A 14,952-nucleotide genomic window follows, 5' to 3' on the forward strand; every position below is an offset into this window, starting at 1 on the left:
ATCCGTCTCGAATGGCGAACAGAAACGCCGGTGCCGCCGCTTTCGGCGCCCGGCGTCGCTGCTGAGACAACCAGGGCCGGACTCAGCCGATGGGCTCTGCCATCTTCTCCACGACATATTGGGCGTCCACCGACGTACCGGTCACCGGGTCGGTCATTTCCACCTTCCAGCTGCGGGCAAACTGGTCGACCCCCTGCTTCATTGCCACGGTGCCCGAAATGAGGACGGTGCCCGGCTGGTTCAGGCCGCGTTCCGCCAGGACCGCCAGCCAGTAGTCCGGGCTGAGGAGCGCCTCCAGCGTACTGTCCTGGATCAGCGTGTCCGGAGTTTCGCCCTCGCCCACCCAGCCCTTGAGCGTGATTTTGTCCAAATGGTCGCGAACATCATCCAGGCGCCAGGCTTTGCGACCCAGCACATCCGGGCTCGCGTTCTTGCTCCAAGCCACGCCATGGACCTCAAGTTCGCGATCCGTATGGTCGCACGCCACTGTCAGGAGGACGTCCTCGTCAGTGATCACCAGCGCCCATTCCGCTTCGCCCGAGGTCCTGCCGTGCTGGACACGGACTTCCGGGACCTGCTGGGCCAGGTACGGCGACACCGGGTACAGCGCCGGCGTGGTTGCGGGGCCGGGAACGCCAAGTTCGGCCAGTTCAGCGATGTGGGCCTGCACTTCTTCCTGCTCGCGCCCTGCGTAGCCGGCGTTCAGGAGGTGCTTGACCTGGACGTTCCTCGTGGTGCCGTCGGGAAGTTCAAAGCTCAGAGTCGTCATTTTCTGTCCATCCTTTGCGAGTCCTGCTGGAGAAATTTTTCAGATCGGAAACCGGAAACAGTCGCCAATGTACATCCAGTATGCGTAATGTATACATTTAACGCCAGTGTGGCAGGCGTCACCGTAAACTTCTCGTGGAGGAAACCCATGGCCAACGTTCCAGTTCCGGCTTCCGGCGCAGCGCCCCGTCCAGGAAAGCCGATGCATCCGAAGGGCCTGTACAAGGCCTTTGCCGCAAGCCTCACCGGCACCGCGCTTGAGTGGTACGACTTTGCCGTCTACTCCGCCGCGGCCGCCGTCGTATTCCCCATCGTCTTCTTCCCGTCATCGGATCCCCTGACCGGGACCATCCTGGCGTTCTCCACCTACGCGGTGGGCTATGTCTCCCGCCCTGTGGGCGGCATCATTTTCGGCCGGCTCGGTGACCGCATCGGCCGCAAGAAGGTCCTGGTGTCAACGCTGATGATCATCGGCGTCGCAACGGTGCTGATCGGGGTGCTGCCTGGTTATGGCAGCATAGGCATCTCGGCCCCGATCATCCTGGTATTGCTGCGCTTCGCCCAAGGCGTGGGCGTCGGTGGCGAATGGGGCGGCGCAGTGCTGCTCTCCAGCGAGTACGGCGATCCCCATCGGCGCGGCTTCTGGGCTTCCGCGGCCCAAGTCGGGCCGCCGGCCGGCAACCTCCTGGCCAACGGCATCTTGGCCGTCCTGACCGTCACCCTCAGCGAAGCGCAGTTCATCAGCTTCGGCTGGCGCATCGCCTTCCTTGTCTCGGCCGTGCTGGTGGGGTTCGGCCTTTGGATCCGGCTGAAGCTTGAAGATACGCCGATTTTCAAGGCCATCGAGGCCCACGGTGAGCAGCCCAACGCCCCGGTCCGCGAAGTCTTCAGCAAGGAACTCCGGCCGCTCGTCGCTGCCACCCTGTGCAGGGTTGGCCCGGACGTGCTTTATGCCCTGTTCACTGTCTTCACCTTGAGCTACGGAATCCAGGCCCTCGGCTATGACCGCAGCCAGGTCCTCACTGCCGTGTTGATCGGCTCGGCGTTCCAGCTGTTCATGATCCCGCTGGCAGGGGCCGTCTCCGACCGCTTCAACCGACGCCTCGTCTACGGGATCGCGGCAGTGGTAGGAGCCGTTTGGACTTTCGTCTTCTTCGGCATCCTGGGCGGGCATAGTGAGCCGCTGCTGATCGCGGGAATTGTCCTTGGCCTCATGGCGCACTCCTTCATGTACGGACCGCAGGCCGCCTTCATCGTGGAACAGTTCTCCCCGAGACTGCGGTCCACCGGAAGTTCGCTGGCCTACACCTTCGCCGGCGTGATCGGGGGCGCCATTGCACCCTTGATGTTCACGCTCTTGCTGTCCCAGTTCGGCACCTGGATTCCGGTTGCCATCTACGTGGCCGTGGCCGCCGTCGTCACTGTAGTGGGATTGGCGCTCGGCCGGGACTCCAACACTGTGGAGGACGAGGACTACCGCCTGCTGCTGGAAGGATCTGCGGCAAGCCGACAGTCCACCGTCGCAGAAACCCGCTGACGCTCAGTATGCCTTCGAAAATCCCGACAAGCTGCGCTGGGCGGACAGAAGCTCCCTCAGGTGCGGAGCAGGATGTCCCGGGTCACCGCAAGGTGATGGTCAATGGCTTTCTGGGCCTTCGCCGCGTCGCCGGACATCAGGGCGTCGAGAATGTCCTGGTGTTCAGCGCACACCTGCTCGCGCCGGCCTCCGGTACGGAACAGTGCGGAGACGCCCACCAGAATCTGGCGGACGTGGAGCTTGCTGTACGTCCGGGAAATGAGCTCGTTGCCCGCTGCGTCGATGAGCTGCTGGTGAAACAGGGTGTCCAGGCGGATAAACTCACGGGCCGCTTCCGGGCTCAGTTCCTCGGGGAGCTTTGCCTGCTGGTCAAGGGTTTCCTGCATCGTCTTGGCGGGGACCCGGCCTTGCTCGATGACCAGCCGGGCGGCGTGGCTTTCAAGGATCCCGCGCAGCTCCATCAATTCGGACATCTCCCGGCCAGTCACCGGAGGAACGTAAGCTCCGCGCTGGGGAATCAGTTCCACCAAGCCGTCCGAGACGAGAAGCAAGAGTGCCTCACGCACCGGCGTACGCGATACGCCGATTTCCGCGGCCAGTTCCTGCTCATTCAGGAACTTCCCCTGGACTTCGGGGTCGATCAGGATATTTTCACGCAGGTACGCGTACGCCTTCTCGCGGCCGGACGCCGCAGTCCCCGAACTTTTTCGCATACATCATGTATACAACAATCTGGAGTAAATTCATGCGTTTAGCCGTGGCACAAATCATTACGGGAGCCGATCTGGCCGCCAACCTGGAACTGATCCGAGAATACGCTACCCGCGCCAAGGCCGCGGGAGCCGAAGTCGTCGTCTTTCCTGAAGCAACGATGCGCGCCTTCGGCAACAGCCTGGCCGACGTCGCCGAACCGTTGGACGGACCGTGGGCCACAGCGGTCCGCAGCCTTGCGCATGAGTTGGATATCGCCGTCGTGGCGGGAATGTTCACCCCCGGCGAGGCCGGGCGGGTCCGGAATACCCTTTTGGTCACCGGCCGGGGGTTGGGCACGTCCTACGACAAGATCCACCTCTTTGACGCATTCGGCTTTGCAGAGTCTGATTCTGTCGACGCCGGCACGTCACCCGTGACCTTCGAACTCAACGGCACCGTATTTGGCCTTGCAACGTGTTACGACGTGCGTTTCCCCGCCCTCTTCACCGCCAACGCACGGGCAGGAGCGCAGGTCAACATCGTCTGCGCCTCGTGGGGCGCCGGCGAGGGCAAAGCCGAGCAGTGGGAGCTGCTGGTGCGGGCCCGCGCAGTGGACAGCACCACCTTCGTGGTGGCGTGCGGCCAAGGCAATCCGGCGAGCGTCGGCCTGCCCGCCACTGGCACGGCGCCCACGGGCATAGGGCACAGTGCTGTGATCTCGCCACTGGGTGAGGTGGTGGCTGCCCTTGGGGAAATTCCGGAACTCGCCATCATCGACATCGATCCTTCAATCGTCGAAGAAGTCCGGGGCAAGCTTCCCGTTCTGGCGAATGCCCGGGACCTTTAGCGGCGCGGAGACTGGGGGCCGCCGTCGACGTCTTTGCCGTGTTCGCCGGCCAGCCAATAGGCCGAGCCGTCCGACGTGCGGCTCACGATGCCCGAGTCCACGAGATACCGCCGGAGCATCGGTACATCTCCGGTGAACCGGGCGAGGCGTTCGTTAAGCTCCCGTTCTGCCACGCGCTTGCCGGTGTCCAGGATCCGCGCAGCTACCCAGGCGAGAAGCGTGAGTCGGTCTGCCTCCCGCGCGGGATATCGATCGATGCGGCCGTCCGAAGTCAAGAAGCGCTCGACGCCGGGCGGGCTGGGTGCCGGCGAGAGGCTCGCCAGTGCGTCCCGGAAGATATGCTCGCGGATGCGGTAGCGGACACTGCCTTCGGTCTCGACCGTCTCGACCAGCCCTGCCTGGTTCAGGAGCGTGAGCGCCCGCTCGAGTCTTGCTGGCGAGAGCGAGCTGCCCGGGGTCCCGTCAATGCTGATCTCAGCGAAGACTCTCCGGGCTTGGGCATTTGCCAGTGCCGCGAGGAGGCGCCGCGCATCCGGCGTCGTTGATGAGTCGCTCCCCATGGGCCCAGCATAGGCACAAATCGGCGTCGGGCGGATACGGCGGGCGGGCAGATTATCCGCGGGTTCGCCGCCCTCCCGCGGTTCTCACGGGAGGGCGGCGAGGCCTAAGAAGATTCGACCTAGGCGGCCGGGATGTCTTCGAAGACGAGCTGGTCCAGCAGGACATGGCCCCAGCTTCCCGTGCCGTTATCGACCACCTGGAGCTGGGCGCTCAGGCCGATGAGGTCGGAGACGTTCCACGACGTCCACGCGAGGTGCTCGCTGTCCTGGCCCGTCGCGGTGCGGACAACTTGCCCGTTGACGACCAGATTCACCGTGGTCTGATTGTCCGGCTCACCTCCAACGGAGTTCGGCATGCTGCTGAATACGATCTGGTCCACGATGACGTGACCCCAGGATCCGGTTGCGTGGTCGATGACCTGGAGTTGGGCCTTCTGCCCCACGAGCGTGTGGACGTCCCAGTTCACGTTCGACATCGTCGATGAATTTTGGCCCGTTGCCGTGCGGACTACCTGCCCGTTGACGAGGAGGTTCACCGCAGCGGCACCGGACTGGCCCCACGGGTGGTTTCCTCCCGCGATGAGGAAGTCGATATAGTCCCGCGTGATCGTGAATGTCGGCGACGTGATCGCCCCAGTGGCCGCATCACCTCCTCCGACGTACGTATCGAGGACCTTGGAGCCGAGCTGGTTCGGGAGGGATTCCGCCGTCGGGCTTTGGCCAACGTAACTGCCCGACGCCGTCCAGCCGGCACCCCACGTCGCGCCCTCGAAGTCGGCGAAGACGTCTGAAGGCCTCGGGTTGTTCCCGCCTCCTGCGAGGAAGTTGACGTAGGAGTGGCCGATGGTGAACGACGGCGAGCTCAGCGTTCCGGTCGACGCGTCGCCACCGTTGAAACTGTTGACGAGCCTGTTCCCGAGGTAGCCCGTGACGGGCTGCTGGTTGGGGAGCGCCCCGGTGGCGGGCCCGGAACCGAAGGCCGCTCCCGCCGTCGTCCATGAACCATAGGTGCTGCCTTCGAAGTCCGCGTAGGGCGCCGCGGGATTCGCTTGCTCGGTGACGTTGGCGAATTCCGTGATCGAGAGGTTGGCGAAGGTGGCGCTACCGCCGATCGTGTAGAGCGAGATCCCCGTGTCCGACGACGTGAAGAAGTCCTGGTTCGAGAGCGCGATCCGGCCGTCGTCGGCGAAGACCTCCACGCTGCCGTGGTCCACGAGGATCCGGAGGTGTACGGACGTCGCACCCGAGGCGAGGGGCGCCTGGGACTGCTGGTAGGTTCCGAAGGAGAACGGCACTTGGTCTTGCGCGGAGCGGTCGACGTAGAGGTTGCCCCCGTAGACGCCGATGTTCGTGTGCCGGCTGCCGTCCTTGTTCTCGCCGATGGAGATGCCGACGTTGTTCAGGGTGGTCCAGCTGACGTCCGCGTCGAGCTCATAGGCCGAGCCGTGGTGGTCGAGGGTTGTCCGTCCATTGACGGTGGCGTTGGCGGGCTTCACGGTTTTGGTGGCGTAGTTTGCCAGATTCGGCGTCGGCTGGGATAGAAGGCTGTAGACACCGCTGCCCTCGGACTTGAGGCTGAGCTGCCGCACCACGGACATCTGGCCGTTGTAGTTGTCGGTCGAGTCAGTCGGCACAGTGTGCGGCGCGTAGTGCCAGTTGTTCATCCAGCCGATCGCGTAACGGGAAGTGTCGGGATTCGCGGCGTCCGGCCACGTCACGGAGGCGTACCAGTCATTGCCCCAGTCGAGCCACTGCGGGTCAGTCTGGTCGGGGACGAAGGCGCTGCCGTTCCAGGTGCCGGTCCAGTATGCGTACGTGTCCGGCTTGCCGCTGTAATCGCCCTGCATGCTTCCGGCCATGATCCAATGCCACGAACCGTCGTTGGCCTTCATCTGGAAGATGTCCGGGCACTCAACGCCGCCGATGTTCGGGATGGTGTAGCTGAAGTCTGTCTGGTGGGTCCAGGTCTTGAGGTCCGGTGAGGTGTAGAACGTGATCTTCTGCTGACGGCCGATCGCTGCCACCCACGTCGAGTGCGCCGCATCCCAAACGATCTTCGGGTCGCGGAACCAATCCGAAGCGTCCGGGTTGGCGATGACCGGTGCGCCGTACTGCGTGAAGGTTGTCCCGCCGTCGGTCGAATACCAGAGGTATTGCGATTGCTGGAACGCGTCGCCGTCGGTGGGCTGCGTGGCGAGCGCGACGACGGCGCCGGCTCCGAAGCCCGCGGTGTTGTTCGTATCGATCACCGAGGAGCCGGTCCATACGGGGAAATTGCTCCGGAGCGGAAGGGCGTCGCCTTGGTCGTTGAACACCACAGTGTCCGACGACGTCGCATGTCGCCACCCGCCGGGGCCGTTGTCCTGGTCGCTGTGGAGGTAATACAGGTTGTACTTGCCGTCGAGATAGATCGGCCGCTGGGGGTCGCTCAGCCATCCCGAGGGGGGAGTCATGTGGTAGGTGGCGCGCATCGGCGGCGCGGTCGCGCTGCCGATGGCTCCCGCGCCGGGGATGTCCCCGGTAACTATGGTGGTCGTGAAAAACATCGTGAGCGCGGCGAAGAGGGCGAGCATGCTCGCCCTCTTCGACAGCCTCCTTGCTGAGTGGGCCATAAATTCTCCGGGTCTCGGTGAGGACTACTCGACTGCCGATAGCTCTGCGTCGAGCCTCTGCACACGGCGTTGTTGAGCAGGCGGGGGAGCTTGTGGTGGAGTCAAGGACTTGTGATTAAACGCTTAATCACGGCAAGAATAACTGGTGATGAAACTTCGATCAAGCGTTTAAGCGGATTGGTTTAGGTCGCAGCTCGGAGGGCGAGACGGCTCATGAGAGCGCGCCGGATCCGCTGGGTTGGCTGTTCGACCGCCACACAGCTCAGGAAACCAAGGGGCCAGGTCGCCACGAGGGCGAGTGCGGCAAATCCGAGCACGGGAACATGTGATGCCGTGTGGGCGGCGGCGAGGAGCTGCTGGATTGGCCACCCGTAGATGTAGATCCCGTAGGACACGTCGTAGCGGGACCCTATGGCGGACGCGCTGCCGATTGAACCGATCGACAGGAAAAGGTAGGCAAACGGCAATGGGGCGAGGGCTGTACCGTACCCGGTGGCGACGGCGCCCCAGACGGCCAGTGCGGCGAGAAGGCTTGGCGCCGCACCGACGCGGACCCTGTGTCTCTGGGTGGCAAGGAGGGATCCTGCCATGAAGATCGCGAGCAACGGGAGGACGAATTCGGTGCGGTTTGGTCCGAAGCCGCCTGCGAGGAGCTTCCCGAAGACTGCGCCCGTCGATGCGGCAAAGAGCAGGAATATTGCCGTGGCCGTGCCTTGTTTGCTCTCTGGAATCCTGCGGAGCAGGAACACGATCGCGGCGACGATGACGTAGCACAGCCCTTCCCAGGTGAGGGTCCACAGGGGGCCGTTCCAGTCAAAGCGGTCGTTGTTGCCCCAGAGCGACGTCCCGATGACGGGCGTATCCATGACGCCGATGCTGAGCGCCAGGGCCGCGCCGAGGAAGGCCAAGGCTCCGCGCAGGTCGTAGGTTCCATGCGTCAGGAGGGCCCCGACCGGTGCCACCACGAAGGCGACAGCAAGCGCAGCGGCCGCGAGGGCCGGATAGATGCGGGTGAGGCGGGCCGCGGCGTACTCCAGCACCGTGTCGGAGCGTTCGGCGCTGACGGTGATGAGCTAGCCGGAGATGGCGAAGAATCCCATGACGCCTGCGGTGCCGAGTTTGATCCCGTAAAGCGAGGGTTCCGGGCCGTAGCCGCCCAGCCACCAGGAGTGGGAGACGATCACGGCTACGGCGAATACCAGGCGCAGGGCGTTCAGCGAGTTTCGTCCGGAGCCCAGTGCGTTACCCAGGGTGCGGGCGCCGAGTATGGCCAGGCTCGGACCGTACCTGGTCATCGTTGAGGTCTTCATGACCTATTCATCCCTTTTTCGGGCACCGGTGTCCGGTCGGGTGACCTTCTGGGTGTGATGTGTGCAACATTCATTCTGAATCTACACGAGTAGATTTGTGGAGGTCAAGTGGCTGGATCTAACTTCCCAAAGGGGCCAATCCTTCAAGGATGGCTTCCGCGGATTCCAGGTCCTTTCTTTGATCTCGGTCAGAGTCGTCCTGAGGCAATGAGAGGGCCAGTTCGTATGCATCCGATGCTGCATCGGAATGCATGTCGGATGGCGTTATTCCGCGTTGCCGCAATAGACGGGTAGCGATAATGAGCTCGCCGGCTACTACGGAGCGGTAGCCGCGAACAGCCCTCTCCAACTGAACGACTCCCTCGCTCGCAAAGCTTGCGTCCTCTTCCGTCCCTCGCGACAAAACCACCGTAGCAAGGCTGTTGGGGTGGGCGGCTGTGTGTATTGCCCCATAGGCGCTGGCCACTACATATTCAATCGTCATGATGCCGGAAGCGCTATCGGCCCCGACCGCTAAGAACGGGTTTAGTAGCGTATATTCCGGATCAGTCATCATCCGAATTCGGGACATATTCAGAGGAATGGTCTGCGCCAACGCAATCTTGACGCCGTCGAGAGCCAACGACAAGGGAGCCTGATGGAAGCCGGCACTGTGCTCAACAGATATGCCCTTGCCGTTTTCGTCGTACACGAAGAGCGGGTTCTCCTGAGCAGCAACAATGAGTCGCGAGAGTAATGCATCGATTTTGTCCAGCGCATTAATTAGACCAATGGTGGAGGGCAGAAATGCACGCAACCCGTATGGGTCCTGGATACGCGACGGCGTATGACCCGAGCCAAGAATGTTTCGCATTCTCTGAGCAAATTCGTCCACATCTTCGGCTGCGGTGCCCTTCGCCGCAGCCGCGCTAAAGGGAGAAGGGTTGCCCGAGAGGCCAGTGAAGGCGAGAGCGTAGACCACAAGTGCCGCATCAACTAACTGACGGAGATCATGAGCTGCAAGGACCGCGCGGCCGATAGTCAGGGCGTTGCTCGAGACAAAGGGTAATGCGCTGTCCTTTCCCCACGCGGCCATCGGATCGAGCGGGCCGGTGGCCGCGCGCTCACCGAGCAACGTCAGGGCCGTACCGCAAAGTGCTGAAAGGTCGGCAGTGCCAATGGAGCCGAACTCCCGGATTGTGGGGAGTGAATTGGAGTTAAGCATGGAGGCGAGGGCTGTCAGGATACGGTCTTCAAGACCTGCTCCTGGGGTGCAAAGCTGCGATAGACGCACTGCTAGCATCGATCGGACGGCGTCTTCGGCTAGTGCCGTTCCGGAATCGACGGCACTGCTTCTAAGCAGCCGCATGCCATGCTCTAGGTCATCCTCGTCTACCGGGGTGGCTTTGTTGGCACCAAACCCAGTCGAACGGCCGTACGTCGGGATCCGCTCCGAAAGGTTAGCCGCTTCCTCATGCGCCAATCCGATCGAACCGATGACATCGGGTGAGATCGCCACACCTGCTTGTCGTCGAGCGATAGCGACGATTTCAGCGGTTGTGGTTCCCCCGGAAAAGACAATCATGTGGCTCCTCTACTCATAATCGAATATGCCTGTCACGGCCGGATGCTACCCGAGCGACTCTGTCGCATCGTCTATAGGTTCAGGACGAGTCTGTCGCCGGCACACCTTGAGACGCAGATCATCATTGTTTCTCCTGCTGCACGCTCTTCTAGGCTCAGAACCGCGTCCCGATGATCTGGAGTGCCTTCAATGACCTCTGTTTCGCAAGTTCCACAGGTTCCCTTTCGGCAGGAACTGAGCGTTCGGACACCGACACGATCCAAAGCGTCGATGATGGTTTCGTCAGCTGCGACCTCTACTTCCGAACCATCGGAGGTTTCGACAACAAACGAAAGGCTGTCTTCGATTTCAGGCACTGGCGAGGCCGCGGTGTCAAAGAGCTCACTGTAGTACTCGCCATGGATCCCATCCCGGTACAGCTCCTCGAGTTCGGTCAGCATTCGCAACGGTCCGCAGGCATATGTCGAAGCAGTGGATTGAAGCCCTAGTCCTTTGACAAAGGCGGTCAGGTTCATTGCACCGCTTTCGCTCTTCGCATGCGCGCGGATCCTGTTTCCGTACTTCTGCAGCTCGGTCAGAAACGGCATGGAGCTCCGGTCCGATCCGAGGTAGAGGAGGTTCCAATCCGCCCCTTTCCTGTCAGCCTCTCGTAGCATCGGCAGCAGCGGTGTGATCCCGATGCCACCAGCAATGAACTGAATCGGCCCTGCGAAGGCCCCTATGGGAAAGTGGTTCTTTGGACCCCTCGCTTCAAGGGTGTCGCCGGATTTTAGGGCTGTGTGAATGTACCGTGAGCCGCCGCGTCCTTCTTTGTCGAGCAGAACCGCAATTCGCCAGGCGCTGTGATCGTCAGGATTCGAAATCAGAGAGTACTGTCTCAACATTTCGTTCGGAAGCATCACATCAATGTGAGCCCCTGGAGTCCATTGGGGGAGTGTCGATGACTCGATCGGGACTAGGAGCACGGATAAAACACCCGCTGCTTCCTGCTGGACGTCTCGGACCTGGAGTGTGAAGAAGCCTTGCAGCAAGTGCCCGGGGGCGTGCAGTGTTTGCTCACTCATTTCCGGCACCTCGCGGGTTCTCAAGCGTCATCGGAACTGAGATCAACGCTCGTTGTGGAAATGGATTGTGGGGGGTCACAGGTGTTGGGCGAGTCACCGATGGCGTTGGTGGTTCAGTCAGCATCGAGTGCCTTTCGAGTATTGATTGTTGGCGCTAGAGATTCGAGACTCAGAGATAGATTCTCGGCAGCTCTATTGAGGACTTTCAGGGCAGAGGTCACCCAGGTCTTTGACCCGCAGCGCGCTTCCGGCCCAGCAACGTTCAGGGAACATACGACTTCCCCGCTAGCGAATACGGGAACTGCAACGGATACTGAGCCGGGATCCAGTTCGCCGCGCGACATGGCCCAGCCCGTCGACCTGATCTGAACGAGACTTGAACGAATTTGATCCGCATCGAGGGTGTTCTTGGTAAAACGGATCAGTTCTCCATCAAGGACTTGTTTGGTGACGTCCGGCGGAGACCATGCAAGCAGCAGGCGTTGCCCAGCGCCGGCGTACAGCGGCAGCAACTCGTTCACAGCAAACGTGTACTTGAACGCCTTATCCGTTTCGGCGCAGCGAAGGCACATCGCGCTCGCTCCGACACGAATAATCATCACAGCCGTTTCACCGACGTTCTCGACGATGCCGCGCAGGACTGCCGTGCCGACCTCAGCAAGGTGGTTCTGGACGGAATACTGACCGCCGAGAGCCAGAAGCGCCCGACCGGGCCGGTATGCGCCTGCATCCTCGATAATGAAGCCTCGGTCCTTGAGTGTCTTGAAGTACCGATAAGTCGTGCTGACGGGAATTCCCAAGCGCGAGGCGACACTCTCCACTGTCGTGTCAGCGCCGCCAGCGACTTCGGCGAGAATCGTAAGCCCCCGTTCCAATGACGTGTTAGCCATCGTGACCTCCTCATTGCCTCGTTCTTCGATGGTGCCGGTTCCGCTCCGACGAACCAATTTGCACTCTCGCAGAATGAGAATGTTGTTAGCTCATTGTCCCGCTCATCGATACTTTGCTCATACCCAAAGACTCTCAGCAACCAAGGATTCACTATGAATAAGACGCTATCGGGTGCGGATGTTGTCTCGCTTCCGGACGACCCGTATTCCGACGAGAACCTGACAAATCCTTACCCTCTTTTTGAGCGCATGCGTTCGTCAGGGCCGGCTGTTTGGTTGGAGAAGTACGGAGTCCTGGCATTTAGTCGCTACGATGAGTGCCGCGAGATCCTCGACGACTACCGAACATTCATCTCAGGCGCAGGCGTCGGTCCCAAAAACCTGCACGAGGACCCGCCATGGCGACCTCAGGGAATCCTGGAACTGGATCCTCCGATCCATACGGCCATGCGCACCGCGATGAGCGGGGTCATATCTCCACGCGGAGTCCGATCCCTCCGAGCCGGTTTTCAGTCCTTTGCAGAGGAATTGGTCGACGATGTTCTCGCGAAGGCCGAGATCGACGGCGTAACCGATCTGGCGGAGATTTTCCCCATCCGCGTCTTCGGCGACGCCGTCGGTATCCCCAGGGAGGGGAGGGAAAAGAACCTTCTTCCCCACGGGGCAATGAACTTCAGCGCATTCGGCCCGGAAAATGACCGTCACCAGCTGTACTTTGAGAAGGGCGCCGGAACCCATGAGTGGGTCATGGAGATGACTTCTCGCGAGAACCTTGCCCCCGGTGGTCTTGGTGAGCAGATTTGGGATTTTGCCGACCGAGGTGAAATATCAGCAGATCAAGCACCATTGCTGGTTCGCGCGATGCTCTCCGCAGGCTTGGACACGACGATCTTCTCGATCGGAAACACCTTGGTACCTTTGGCCAGCGATCCTTCGCGATGGGAGGCACTTCACTCAGATCCCAGGCTTGTGAAGTTCGCGATCGACGAGGCGTTAAGGTTTGAGTCGCCCTTCCAGTCCTTTTACAGGACCACTTCGAGTGACACCTCATTCCGGGGCATTAAGTTGCCTGCTGCAACCAAGGTGCTGCTGTTTGTTGGATCTGCCAACCGAGACACCGCTCATTGGGGCCCGGATGCGGCCGAGTTCCGTCTCGACCGCCAGGCTGCCGGACATTTGGCCTTTGGCATGGGAATTCATCAGTGCGTTGGGCAACCGATTAGCAGACTTGAAATGGAAGTACTTTTCACGGCTCTGGCTAGGCGAGTCAAGCGCATCGAATTGACAGAACAGCCCGTTCCCCTGCTGCACAACACCCTACGAGGCTGGGAATCCATCCCAGTCCGCCTGATACCCGCGTAGCGCAGCCGGTACGGCATACCTTTAGCGGCTCAGCGCGTATGCGTCGGTCCGGAGAGCGGAAGGCTTGGATTCGATAATGTCCACCAGCATTTCGGCCGAGCCGCAGGCCATAGTCCATCCGAGATGACCGTGGCCTGTATTTATGTAGAGGTTTCGCGGCCTTCCTCTGCCGATAATGGGCGGTCCGTCGGGCGTCATGGGCCGAAGCCCCACCTTGTAAGTGGCACGGTTGTAGTCCAAGACCCCCGGGAATAGTTCCTTTCCGGCCTTGAGGATCCCGCTGAAGTCCTTGGCTGAGTATTCCAAAGAGTATCCGGTGAATTCGGCCGTGGCAGACATCCTCAATTGATCGCCGAATCGCGACCAGGCCACGAGCGATTTTTCGTCAATTCCCCCCAGTTGTGGGGCCAGGGCGCCTTGGGTTATCGGCGCCGTCATGCTGTATCCCTTAGCGGGGTAGATGGGGAGGCGGATTCCTATCGTGCGGGCAAGCCGGGCGCTGTCAGGGCCGCTGGCGAGAATGTAGCCGTCGGCGAGGAAATCCGATTTTCCGCTGTTGAGCCCGGTTACGCGGTCGCCGTCGATATTGATGGACTGGATGGTCGTGTCAAAGGTGAACTGTACGCCCATCTCCTCGCACCGTTTCCGGATTTCCGAAGCAAACAATGCAGGATTCCCGGTTGCGTCGGTGGCATCACGAACGGCTCCGACGAAGGGAACCTGACTTTTGGCTAATGCCGGTTCGAGATGGAACAGTTCGTCCCTGGACAGGACATTCTGCTGTTGCCCGTTCTCGCGCATGATCCGTCCGTGCTCAATCGCCCGGCGCAGTCCTAACTCGTCACGGTAGAGGTATAGAACGCCGCCGGCGGAAGGCTTGAAGTCCATGCCCTCATCGGCGACGATCTGGTTGAAGAGCTGCTGGCTGCGCTGGGCGAGCCGGAGCTTGGCCAGGGTGTTGTCGTGCGCCCTCAACGGTGTGCATTCGCGCAGGAACTTCAGTCCCCAGAAAATGAGTTCCGGATCGAAACGCGGCCTGACCCGAATTGAAGTGTCGGACGTGAACAGGGATTTCAGGAGCTCCATAGGAGCTGATGGCGACGCCCAGGCAAAGGAATGACCTGGGGCGATCAGCCCTGCCGTTGCGTCGCTCGTCGCACGGGTTTCCCCGGCTTCCCGGTCAATGACCTGGACCTCGTGCCCGCGACGTGCCAGCTCGTAGGCCGTTGTCACTCCGATGATGCCGGCCCCGATCACGATCAGCTTCATTTCTGGCCCTCCGCGTCCCTTGAGCTGCTTCTCTGCAGGCGGGCGATCGCTTGCACTTCGACGAGAAGGCGAGGATCGAGCAGCTCGGCAACAACTGTGGCCCGGGACGGCCGGTGCCCTCCAAAGGCGGCGCTCCAGGCAGCATTGAAGGGCTCCGCCAGGCTTGCGTCCTTGAGATAGACGGTGCAGGAAACGACGTCTTCGAGGGTCGCTCCGTAGACAGCAAGGACACGAGCGAGCCTGGCCAGCGCATGTCGGGTCTGGGCAGAAGCATCCCCTTCCGCGAGGACACCTCCCTCGTCGGCAAATGACACCTGGCCGGAAACATAGATGGTGTCGCCCGCCCGGGTTGCTGATGGGTAGGGCGAGCCCGGGGTGGTAATGCCGTCCACGTCAACCGTGCGGCCGGGGCTGGAAATCGAAGTCATGGGTCTCTTTCGGACGAAAAAGGGCAAAGGGGTGCTGACGCCGGATGC

Annotated in this window: 14 protein-coding genes; 3 read left to right on the forward strand and 11 right to left on the reverse strand. The window is 61.5% G+C overall.

Going from position 1 to position 14,952, the window contains the following annotated elements:
- Positions 1 to 82: 82 nt before the first annotated feature.
- The gene (locus AB4Z38_RS03070; protein ID WP_441428345.1) at positions 83 to 769 is read right to left on the reverse strand and encodes a DUF2848 domain-containing protein; all 687 of its coding nucleotides are present in this window, start codon (positions 767 to 769) and stop codon (positions 83 to 85) included.
- Positions 770 to 916: 147 nt separating this feature from the next.
- Between AB4Z38_RS03070 and AB4Z38_RS03075 the strand changes: the two genes are divergently transcribed.
- Positions 917 to 2,305 (forward strand): MFS transporter, encoded by a 1,389-nt coding sequence (locus tag AB4Z38_RS03075; protein ID WP_441428346.1) that lies wholly within the window; start codon positions 917 to 919, stop codon positions 2,303 to 2,305.
- 56 nt (positions 2,306 to 2,361) lie between these two features.
- Here the strand turns inward: AB4Z38_RS03075 and AB4Z38_RS03080 are convergent, their stop codons facing one another.
- Positions 2,362 to 3,018 carry a GntR family transcriptional regulator gene (locus tag AB4Z38_RS03080; RefSeq protein ID WP_441428347.1) on the reverse strand — a complete coding sequence of 219 codons (657 nt, stop codon included), beginning with the start codon at positions 3,016 to 3,018 and terminating at the stop codon, positions 2,362 to 2,364.
- A gap of 32 nt (positions 3,019 to 3,050) precedes the next feature.
- Here AB4Z38_RS03080 and AB4Z38_RS03085 point away from each other — a divergent pair, with 32 nt between their 5' ends.
- A complete protein-coding gene (locus AB4Z38_RS03085) occupies positions 3,051 to 3,845 on the forward strand; it encodes a carbon-nitrogen hydrolase family protein (RefSeq protein ID WP_441428348.1) in 795 nt (264 codons plus the stop codon).
- On the opposite strand, the gene AB4Z38_RS03090 is transcribed toward AB4Z38_RS03085, so the two are convergent.
- From AB4Z38_RS03090 to AB4Z38_RS03120, 7 genes are all read right to left on the reverse strand, one after another.
- Positions 3,842 to 4,405 (reverse strand): DUF2087 domain-containing protein, encoded by a 564-nt coding sequence (locus AB4Z38_RS03090; protein ID WP_441428349.1) that lies wholly within the window; start codon positions 4,403 to 4,405, stop codon positions 3,842 to 3,844. The genes AB4Z38_RS03085 and AB4Z38_RS03090 overlap by 4 nt on opposite strands.
- A gap of 119 nt (positions 4,406 to 4,524) precedes the next feature.
- Positions 4,525 to 6,978 carry a glycoside hydrolase family 32 protein gene (locus tag AB4Z38_RS03095; protein ID WP_441428350.1) on the reverse strand — a complete coding sequence of 818 codons (2,454 nt, stop codon included), beginning with the start codon at positions 6,976 to 6,978 and terminating at the stop codon, positions 4,525 to 4,527.
- A gap of 221 nt (positions 6,979 to 7,199) precedes the next feature.
- On the reverse strand, positions 7,200 to 8,087 hold the full coding sequence (locus AB4Z38_RS03100; protein WP_441428461.1) for an acyltransferase family protein: 888 nt from the start codon (positions 8,085 to 8,087) through the stop codon (positions 7,200 to 7,202).
- 3 nt (positions 8,088 to 8,090) lie between these two features.
- Positions 8,091 to 8,327 carry a hypothetical protein gene (locus AB4Z38_RS03105; protein ID WP_441428351.1) on the reverse strand — a complete coding sequence of 79 codons (237 nt, stop codon included), beginning with the start codon at positions 8,325 to 8,327 and terminating at the stop codon, positions 8,091 to 8,093.
- Positions 8,328 to 8,445: 118 nt separating this feature from the next.
- Entirely contained in the window at positions 8,446 to 9,891 is a 1,446-nt protein-coding gene (locus tag AB4Z38_RS03110) for an aromatic amino acid lyase (protein WP_441428352.1), read from the reverse strand.
- Between the two features lie 71 nt (positions 9,892 to 9,962).
- On the reverse strand, positions 9,963 to 10,955 hold the full coding sequence (locus tag AB4Z38_RS03115) for a PDR/VanB family oxidoreductase (RefSeq protein ID WP_441428353.1): 993 nt from the start codon (positions 10,953 to 10,955) through the stop codon (positions 9,963 to 9,965).
- A 113-nt stretch (positions 10,956 to 11,068) separates the two neighbouring features.
- Complete coding sequence (locus AB4Z38_RS03120; protein ID WP_441428354.1) at positions 11,069 to 11,845, reverse strand: IclR family transcriptional regulator; 777 nt, start codon at positions 11,843 to 11,845, stop codon at positions 11,069 to 11,071.
- A 153-nt stretch (positions 11,846 to 11,998) separates the two neighbouring features.
- On the opposite strand from AB4Z38_RS03120, the gene AB4Z38_RS03125 reads away from it, so the two are divergent.
- Positions 11,999 to 13,207 (forward strand): cytochrome P450, encoded by a 1,209-nt coding sequence (locus tag AB4Z38_RS03125; RefSeq protein WP_441428355.1) that lies wholly within the window; start codon positions 11,999 to 12,001, stop codon positions 13,205 to 13,207.
- Positions 13,208 to 13,228: 21 nt separating this feature from the next.
- On the opposite strand, the gene AB4Z38_RS03130 is transcribed toward AB4Z38_RS03125, so the two are convergent.
- Both AB4Z38_RS03130 and AB4Z38_RS03135 read right to left on the reverse strand, forming a co-directional pair.
- Complete coding sequence (locus AB4Z38_RS03130; RefSeq protein WP_441428356.1) at positions 13,229 to 14,476, reverse strand: D-amino acid dehydrogenase; 1,248 nt, start codon at positions 14,474 to 14,476, stop codon at positions 13,229 to 13,231.
- Positions 14,473 to 14,904: a RidA family protein gene (locus tag AB4Z38_RS03135; protein WP_441428357.1), complete on the reverse strand. Its 432-nt coding sequence runs from the start codon at positions 14,902 to 14,904 to the stop codon at positions 14,473 to 14,475. The genes AB4Z38_RS03130 and AB4Z38_RS03135 overlap by 4 nt, the downstream gene beginning before the upstream one ends.
- Positions 14,905 to 14,952: the final 48 nt, after the last annotated feature.

The organism is Arthrobacter sp. 2RAF6, assembly GCF_052115205.1.
Classification (GTDB): Bacteria; Actinomycetota; Actinomycetes; order Actinomycetales; family Micrococcaceae; genus Arthrobacter.

Bases quoted from the DNA above. Each gene is read 5' to 3' on its own strand.
- AB4Z38_RS03070 (WP_441428345.1), bottom strand. From the start codon at position 769: ATGACGACTCTGAGCTTTGAACTTCCCGACGGCACCACGAGGAACGTC.
- AB4Z38_RS03075 (WP_441428346.1), top strand. From the start codon at position 917: ATGGCCAACGTTCCAGTTCCGGCTTCCGGCGCAGCGCCCCGTCCAGGA.
- AB4Z38_RS03080 (WP_441428347.1), bottom strand. From the start codon at position 3,018: ATGCGAAAAAGTTCGGGGACTGCGGCGTCCGGCCGCGAGAAGGCGTAC.
- AB4Z38_RS03085 (WP_441428348.1), top strand. From the start codon at position 3,051: ATGCGTTTAGCCGTGGCACAAATCATTACGGGAGCCGATCTGGCCGCC.
- AB4Z38_RS03090 (WP_441428349.1), bottom strand. From the start codon at position 4,405: ATGGGGAGCGACTCATCAACGACGCCGGATGCGCGGCGCCTCCTCGCG.
- AB4Z38_RS03095 (WP_441428350.1), bottom strand. From the start codon at position 6,978: ATGCTCGCCCTCTTCGCCGCGCTCACGATGTTTTTCACGACCACCATA.
- AB4Z38_RS03105 (WP_441428351.1), bottom strand. From the start codon at position 8,327: ATGAAGACCTCAACGATGACCAGGTACGGTCCGAGCCTGGCCATACTC.
- AB4Z38_RS03110 (WP_441428352.1), bottom strand. From the start codon at position 9,891: ATGATTGTCTTTTCCGGGGGAACCACAACCGCTGAAATCGTCGCTATC.
- AB4Z38_RS03115 (WP_441428353.1), bottom strand. From the start codon at position 10,955: ATGAGTGAGCAAACACTGCACGCCCCCGGGCACTTGCTGCAAGGCTTC.
- AB4Z38_RS03120 (WP_441428354.1), bottom strand. From the start codon at position 11,845: ATGGCTAACACGTCATTGGAACGGGGGCTTACGATTCTCGCCGAAGTC.
- AB4Z38_RS03125 (WP_441428355.1), top strand. From the start codon at position 11,999: ATGAATAAGACGCTATCGGGTGCGGATGTTGTCTCGCTTCCGGACGAC.
- AB4Z38_RS03130 (WP_441428356.1), bottom strand. From the start codon at position 14,476: ATGAAGCTGATCGTGATCGGGGCCGGCATCATCGGAGTGACAACGGCC.
- AB4Z38_RS03135 (WP_441428357.1), bottom strand. From the start codon at position 14,904: ATGACTTCGATTTCCAGCCCCGGCCGCACGGTTGACGTGGACGGCATT.